At 71.3% G+C, this 703-nt stretch carries 1 pseudogene; it reads right to left on the bottom strand.

Annotated features, from left to right (window positions below):
- Positions 1–569, bottom strand: a pseudogene (locus AB8Z36_RS41315) (hypothetical protein); the annotation flags it as partial.
- Positions 570–703: the final 134 nt, after the last annotated feature.

The raw sequence follows: 703 nt of genomic DNA, 5'->3' as shown, positions 1-703 counted from the left end.
GGTATGGGCCGTACGCCCCAGCTGCGGTCGCGGGTCGCGGTCCACTCCCCCGCCGTCACCGTGTGTTCCTCACCGCCCGCGCGGATGGTCCCGGCGGGCCGTCCCACCTGCACGAACCGTCGCCCTTCGAGGGTGAGCCGGTCGCCGCGGCGCTGGATGTGGTGGGGTTCCCAGAGGGCGGGGAAGTCGGCGTTCCAGGTCAGGTCGCAGGAGAGGCCGTCCGGGTCGTCCGGGTCGGCGGCGCACTGGAGCCGCAGACGGCGCAGCGGCTCCTCCACGGTGATGCGCAGCGGCCCGACGGAGAGGTCCGTCCGGTCCTCGCCGAGGGCGTCGGAGGCGCGTACGGCGTGCAGCGTGTCGCCGGTGCGCAGGGTGGCGTACGCGTCGATGACACCGGTGTTCGGATAGACGCCGAGCCCGAGGATGAGCAGGGCGCGGCCCTCGTGGTCGAAGAGGTGGAAGATGCACCGGTCGTAGGCGTTGCGGTCACCGGTGGCGACGTGCTTCATGGACAGCGGGACCTGATGCACGGGGTACTCGTCGAGCGGAACCGGACGATCATCGGACACGGACCCTCCCTGAAACACACCACACGATGGCCGGAGCCGTCTCCTGCCCCCCCGGCGATCAGTTGACGGTACGTCAGACATGGTGACGGGGCCATACACGTGCGGGGCCCTTTGCGGGCGGGGCGTCTTGCGGG

It is taken from the genome of Streptomyces flavofungini, assembly GCF_041028215.1.
Lineage (GTDB): Bacteria > Actinomycetota > Actinomycetes > Streptomycetales > Streptomycetaceae > Streptomyces > Streptomyces flavofungini_B.
Note: the sequence above shows the minus strand (reverse complement) of the source record. Positions and strands in the feature narration are given on the sequence as shown.